This window comes from Methanobrevibacter sp., assembly GCF_017410345.1.
In the GTDB taxonomy this organism is placed as follows: Archaea; Methanobacteriota; Methanobacteria; order Methanobacteriales; family Methanobacteriaceae; genus Methanobrevibacter.
The window spans coordinates 38,807-45,299 of record NZ_JAFQQZ010000051.1; the positions used below are offsets into that span (position 1 = coordinate 38,807).

6 protein-coding genes are annotated in these 6,493 nt (G+C 35.6%); 2 read left to right on the top strand and 4 right to left on the bottom strand.

The annotated features are described in order from the left end of the window. The first annotated feature begins 95 nt into the window (after positions 1 to 95). Both glmM and IJE13_RS07520 read left to right on the top strand, forming a co-directional pair. Positions 96 to 1,457, top strand: a complete 1,362-nt coding sequence (gene glmM / locus IJE13_RS07515) for a phosphoglucosamine mutase (RefSeq protein WP_292778885.1) — start codon at positions 96 to 98, stop codon at positions 1,455 to 1,457. 61 nt (positions 1,458 to 1,518) lie between these two features. Then, the gene (locus IJE13_RS07520) at positions 1,519 to 2,316 is read left to right on the top strand and encodes an adhesin (protein ID WP_292778887.1); all 798 of its coding nucleotides are present in this window, start codon (positions 1,519 to 1,521) and stop codon (positions 2,314 to 2,316) included. A 289-nt stretch (positions 2,317 to 2,605) separates the two neighbouring features. On the opposite strand, the gene IJE13_RS07525 is transcribed toward IJE13_RS07520, so the two are convergent. The 4 genes from IJE13_RS07525 to IJE13_RS07540 all read right to left on the bottom strand — a co-directional run bounded on the left by IJE13_RS07525 (position 2,606) and on the right by IJE13_RS07540 (position 6,405). After that, entirely contained in the window at positions 2,606 to 3,742 is a 1,137-nt protein-coding gene (locus IJE13_RS07525) for a tetratricopeptide repeat protein (RefSeq protein WP_292778889.1), read from the bottom strand. 185 nt (positions 3,743 to 3,927) lie between these two features. Further along, on the bottom strand, positions 3,928 to 4,638 hold the full coding sequence (locus tag IJE13_RS07530; protein WP_292778892.1) for an anaerobic ribonucleoside-triphosphate reductase activating protein: 711 nt from the start codon (positions 4,636 to 4,638) through the stop codon (positions 3,928 to 3,930). A gap of 59 nt (positions 4,639 to 4,697) precedes the next feature. Then, positions 4,698 to 5,822 (bottom strand): histidinol-phosphate transaminase, encoded by a 1,125-nt coding sequence (hisC, locus tag IJE13_RS07535; protein ID WP_292778894.1) that lies wholly within the window; start codon positions 5,820 to 5,822, stop codon positions 4,698 to 4,700. A 106-nt stretch (positions 5,823 to 5,928) separates the two neighbouring features. Continuing rightward, positions 5,929 to 6,405: a gamma carbonic anhydrase family protein gene (locus IJE13_RS07540; protein ID WP_292778896.1), complete on the bottom strand. Its 477-nt coding sequence runs from the start codon at positions 6,403 to 6,405 to the stop codon at positions 5,929 to 5,931. Between the last annotated feature and the right edge of the window lie 88 nt (positions 6,406 to 6,493).

The following is a 6,493-nucleotide window of genomic DNA, read 5'->3' on the forward strand; positions in this document are numbered from 1 at the left end:
AAACAAAAATATATTTAGATTTAAAGTAATTTGATTGCTTTTTCAATTATATTCAATTTAATTATTTATTTATTAATTTTATAAAAGGTCATAAAATGGTGGAAAAAAGATTATTTGGTACATTTGGTGTAAGAAGAACTGCAAATGATGTATTGACTCCGGAATTTGCATCACGTCTTGCTGCTAGTTACGGATCAATTGTTCAAGGTACTGTAGCCATTGGAGGAGATACAAGAACAAGCACTCCAATGCTTAAGTATGCAATCACTGCAGGTTTGCTTTCATCTGGCTGTGATGTTGTGGATTTGGGAATCCTTCCAACTCCTGCTATCCAATATGCCGTAAGGAATTATTACGATGGAGGAATCATTGTAACCGCTTCACACAATCCTCCAAAATACAATGGTTTGAAATTTGTGGATGAGTTCGGTATAGGAACTCCAGATGATATGGAAATTGAAGTTGAAAAACTCTACTTTGACTCAGAACCAAACCGTGCATCTTGGGATAAAATCGGTGAATGCTTTACCAATGATACCATAATCAAGGAGTATATTGCAGAAACCATAAAAAGGGTTGATGCAGAAGCCATTAGAAACAGAAAGATTAAGGTTGTTGTCGATTGCGGTTCAGGAGCAGGTTCCTATACAGCTCCTTATATCCTAAAGGAATTGGGATGTGAAGTGACAACCATCAACTGTCAGGCAGACGGTTTCTTCCCAGGAAGAGACCCTGAACCAATTGAACCGAACCTCCAGGACCTCATTGCTACCGTTAAGAACCTTGGTGCAGACATTGGCCTTGCTCATGATGGAGATGCCGACAGAACCATCTGCATTGATGAGAAAGGAAACTTCATTTTAGGTGACAAGACCTTTGCACTTGTTGAAAAGCATATGTTAAAGGAAAATGGCGGAGGCATTATTGTAACCACTGTGGCCACTTCCCAAGCCATTTATGACATTGCAGAGGAGTTCGGCGGTGAAGTGATAGCAACTGCTGTTGGAGACCTCCTTGTTGCAAGAAAGCTTAAGGACACCGATGGATTATTCGGTGGAGAGGAAAACGGCGGATTAATCTTCCCAGATTTTATCTATGGAAGAGATGCAGCCATGACTGTGGCTAAGATTCTTGAGATTCTTGTTAAGGAAGACAAGCCATTGTCCGAACTTGTGGCAGAGCTTCCAGTCTATTACCAGGAAAAGCTTAAAGTGGAATGTCCTGATGGATTGAAACAGGAAGTCATGGCAAAGATAGCTGATGAAATCAAGGAGACCACTGATTTCGAGCTTGATACAACCGATGGAGTTAAAATCTTGAAAGATGACGGTTGGGTAATCATCAGACCTTCCGGTACCGAACCGATCTTTAGATGTTTTGCTGAATCCGATTCTCAGGAAAAGGCTGATGAAATGGCCAATTGGGGAATCAGTTTGGTGGAGAAGTATAAAGGATAATTGAATCTATTTATTAAAGAGTCATTCGGTGATTCTTTAATCACTATTTTTTTTTTAAAACATGTTGTCTGATAAGAAATCAAAATTAATTCTTATTTTAGTGATTGTCTTAGCGATAGCTATTGTTTTCTTCGGTTATGCAATATCTGTGCATAATTCTAATGAAGGTCTTATTGCAGTTAATGATGATAGTGTTGTCATCAATCAATCATATCCTGATGGGCCAACCGCTGAGGCTAAGATTGATACCTCTGGTGTAAATTCTCAGTTGCTTGGTGAGAATGATTTAGGGTCTGTAGAATTATTAGGGCCATTCGGGAATCCAAATTCAGAGATTAAGATAGCTTATTCAATAGGCATGCATCCATTGGAAAGCAAAGCCCATAAGGCTTTGTTTGATACTGTAAAGTCCAAGGATAAGTCTTTAAATTATTGTTATTACATTTACAAGATCAATGTGACTAATTACAACACTGATGATGAAGGTAGAATGGATGGGCAATTGCTTGCTCAAGAGTTTGTGGCTCCACATATAATAAACAATGATTATGATCTTTTTGTAGATGTTCACAGCAATAAGGGAACAGTTTCAGGAACCTATGAGGAGACTAATTTTGTCTTTGCAGTGGGAAAGGATGAAAAGTCTGAAGTATTTGTCCAAAAGATTTTAGATAAGATGCCAGAACTGGTTTATTATTTCCCAAGTGCCCAGTCAAGTCCGCATTATATTACATTGCCAGTTGAACAAGCTGGAACTCCTACAGTAAACTATGAAACATTCTGTTATGAGCCAATCAATACAACTTATGATTTGATGAATAAGTTTGTGGATGTTGTTGATGGCTTGGAGTTTAATTGATTCTAAAAATTTTATTTTTGATTCTTTTAATTCCTTTCTTTTTTCTATTTTTCACAATAAATTTTCATTTCATTATATTAATTTTAGCCATTATTAAAATATTGTTATGGATAGTAAACATATTTTTAATTAATCATAATTTCAATTAAATTAATTCAAATCAATTTTTTATTTATTATTAATTCAATAATCTACATAAACCAATTAATAATTATAAAAGTAGTTAAAATTAGTAAAAAATTAGTAAAAAATTAGATTAAATTAATCGAAAATTAGAATTAAAAAAAAGTTACATATTTTCCAAACATTCCATCTTTAGGACTCTTGCGTCATCATTTGATGGGTCAATGGCAAGGACTTTTGTAAAGAGAATCTCTGCTTCATCGAATCTGTCAAGTTCCATCAATACAACACCTTTGTTTAGCAGGAATGATGTGTTTCTTGGTTCGAGCTCTATTGCCTTGTCATAACATTCAATGGCCTCTTCAAACCTACCAAGGTCCAATAGTGCGTTTCCTTTCCTGTTCTGTGCTGTTGCGTCTATTTCGGAATCTTCCAAACATAGCTCCAATGCTTTATCATAGGATTCCAATGCCTCTTCAGGCCTTTCCATATCAGTCAATACATTTCCACGTGCATTCCAAACTTCAGGATTGGAATTGTCAATGGTAATCAGTTTGTCATAGACTTCCAAAGCCTTATCGAATTCAGCCAATATCTCTAAAATGAATCCTCTCCAGTAAAGGACAACTGGATTGTTTGGGTTTGCATTCAATGCGCCGTCACTTGCAACCAAAGCCTCTTCTATATTTCCGGAGTTGAGCATAGCTATTGCCTTGTTGTTCCAAATGTACTCATTGTCCCTTTCAATCTCCAAAGCCTTGTCATAACATTCAATGGCTTCATCAAAACGGTCTAACCTGCTTAGATTGTCCCCTTTCTTATTTAGAAGATAAACGTCATTAGGGTCTATCTTCAATGCAGCATTGTAGCATAATGCTGATTTGTCATATTTTCCTGTATCAAAAAGAATATCTGCCCTTTGGGTAATCATCTCTTTCTGGTCGATTTTTTCCCCTTTCCATTTGTTTATGTCCAGTTTTTCAAAATAGATTACTTGGAAGAGATCATCATCAGAGATTCCATTAGGATACATTTTTTTGAATTCCCTGACCATGTCACTTGCATCTTCGTATCCTTCTTCCTGAGCTAACTTATCGTTATTCTTGATTTCCTTGAAAGGTACGGTTTTAACATCAATAACTTCAGCTTCAAAAATCTTCTTCTTTTCCTTAGATGCCAAGTTCCAATAGCAGTGAAGCCTGTCTCCAACTTTTAAGGGGGTTTTCCATAATTTCCTTATGGTCATTGCCTTTTTATTTGTGATTATATTGATGTTCTGACTTCCAAAGGACATAATTGGCATGATATCACCCTTTCCGGAGACTTTTTGTAAAAATAGTCTTTGAATTAATAATTAAGTTAATCTTAATTATATTATTATCTTTATTGAAAAATTAATAAACTTATCTATTTATTTTAAATAATTTTTAAGTTTATTATTGGATTAATAGTGAATATAAAATATTAAAATTATTAGAATGGTCTAATCTAAATGCTTCTTTGACCGAATTCAGCAGTTTTCACATTAATGTCTTGGTCGGGATGTGCTTCCTTGATTCTTTTTGCAATATCCTCCATGTCATGAGGATTCGGCTCTTCGGCTTCTGCCAGTGATTCATCCAAAACGCATCTGTTTCTGAATTGCTGAATTGTGTATAGGTCGCATTCCACCTCTTCGACTATTGTAAAGAGATCCTCTTCTGTTAGCAATTTAGGGCAATATGTGGTTCTGCATTCTAAAGTGATATCATCATATTCATTCACGATTTCCATTGATTCCTTTACCTTTTGCCCGATGTCTGCATTGATCACTTCTTCATACTTGTCAAATGGAGCCTTGATATCCATGGCCACATAGTCGACCAATCCCAAATCCAGAATCTCTCTTAATCTGTCCGGATAAACTCCACTTGTGTCCAATTTTGTCTTAAGGCCAATTGATCTGACATACTTGAAGATTTCAATCACATCTTCATATTGGACTAAAGGCTCTCCACCTGAAACTACAACAGCATCCATGAATAGTGCGGAATCATCAATCTTTTCATAAATCTCTTCCAAACTGATTTCAGTTCCCTCTTCCAATATCTCGCTATTGCTGCAGTAAGGGCATCTGAGGGGACATTTTGCTAAAAATATTACAAAGGACATATTTTTAGGATATTCAATTGATGATGTGACTGTTACGCTGTATTCCATTTTATCAAACCTTTAATCTTATTTTTGCTATGGCTATTTTAAATGATTTTCATTATAAATTATTCATTTAAGATTTCTCTCATCACTTCTAGGAATTTCTTATCCTCTTCCAAAGTACAGATGCTTATTCTGAAATAATACTCATCCAATCCTCTAAATGAAGTGCAGTCCCTTACAATCATTCCTCTTTTCATGAATTCTCTTGTGATTTCTGCTGCTGTGTAACCGGTATCGTGAATGTCGATTAGCATAAAGTTGGAATAGGATTTATAGACTTTTACGGATTTCATCTTGGATATCTCATCATATAGGAAATCCCTGCTTTCTATTCCATCCTTAATGGACTTTTCAATGTACTCTGTATCTTTGATTGTAGTGAGTGCAGCCACATATGAAAGCTTTGTAAGTGAGAAGACAGGTTTTATTCTGTGCATGTAATCAATGATTTCCTTGCTTGAGATACCATAGCCTATTCTCATTCCTGCAAGTCCCATCACTTTAGACATTGTTCTGAGAATGAAAATGTTGTCATATTCATCCAAAAGGTTTACATTGGTAGTTAGGGAGTATTCAAAGTATGCTTCGTCTATTACAACCACTGCATCACATGGTCCTCCTTTGGATTTGCTTGTCTTATCCAAGATTACCCTTAAGTCATCTTGAGAGATTAATGCACCGGTTGGATTGTTTGGAGTGCATAAGAAGAGCATCTTTGTCTTTTCATTGATTGCATCAAGTACGGAATCCAAATCCAAAGTGTTTGTTTCCAGATTCCACTTTGCATAATTTGGGACAGCACCATATGGCTTAAATAAGAATTCATAATACATGTAAGAAGGTAAAGGAACTATAAACTCATCGCCAGGTTCTATAAATGTTTTTGCCAATGTGTCTAGAATTTCATCTGCCCCATCTCCGCCAACAATGATCTGTTCAGGCTTTACATTGGAGTATCTTGCAAACTCTTTTTTAAGTTCTTCCAAGTTGGATTCAGGGTATCTGTTGATGTTTGCAAGTTCCTTTTCAATCGCTTCCTTTACTTTTGGAGATGGTCCCCAAGGGTTTTCATTAGATCCCAATTTGATGATATCCTCTTTTTTCACTCCAAATTCCTGTGCAATTTCCTCTTTGGATCTTCCAGGAACATAAGGGTCCAATTCCTCTACTGCTTTACGTGCTTTCATTATTTTACCTTCTTTTTGAAAATGATTTTTATGATTAGTCTTTGATAGTTAATAGTAATTAATATGGTTTTATTAATAATTTAAAAAAAGTTGATGAATAGATGATTTAATCATCGTATTCATTTGCAAGTTCGACATAATGTTTTGCATTCCAAAGGATATGGTCTCTTTGTTCTTGTGTAGTTTCCTTAACAAGTTTTCCAGGAACTCCTAAGATTAGGCTGTTTTCTGGAAATTCCTTATTTTCACTTACCACCGCACCTGCACCTACAATTGAATTCTTTCCAATCTTGGCACCATTCAATACAGTGGCATTCATTCCTATAAGAACATTGTCATCAATTTCACAGCCGTGAACTACAGCGCCATGTCCAATGGAGACATTGTCCCCTATCTTAAGGGTCAAGTTTGCTGAAGTGTGCAAAACACAGTTGTCCTGAACATTTGAGCCTTTACCAATTCTTATAGGTCCCACATCTCCTCGAATAATTGCTCCATGCCAGATGGAACAGTTTTCACCAATTTCAACATCGCCGATTACTTGTGCACCAGGGAATATTTTTACGGGTTCATTGAGTTTCATAATATACTCCTCTTTTAGTTTTTTTAATTAATTAATTTCTTTAAATCAATTAAGCTATTTTTTTAATTGCTTAATTTTTCAAATTAAT

Coding starts and splice junctions, on each gene's coding strand:
- IJE13_RS07525 (WP_292778889.1), bottom strand. CDS start 3,742: ATGCCAATTATGTCCTTTGGAAGTCAGAACATCAATATAATCACAAAT.
- glmM (WP_292778885.1), top strand. CDS start 96: ATGGTGGAAAAAAGATTATTTGGTACATTTGGTGTAAGAAGAACTGCA.
- IJE13_RS07520 (WP_292778887.1), top strand. CDS start 1,519: ATGTTGTCTGATAAGAAATCAAAATTAATTCTTATTTTAGTGATTGTC.
- IJE13_RS07540 (WP_292778896.1), bottom strand. CDS start 6,405: ATGAAACTCAATGAACCCGTAAAAATATTCCCTGGTGCACAAGTAATC.
- IJE13_RS07530 (WP_292778892.1), bottom strand. CDS start 4,638: ATGGAATACAGCGTAACAGTCACATCATCAATTGAATATCCTAAAAAT.
- hisC (WP_292778894.1), bottom strand. CDS start 5,822: ATGAAAGCACGTAAAGCAGTAGAGGAATTGGACCCTTATGTTCCTGGA.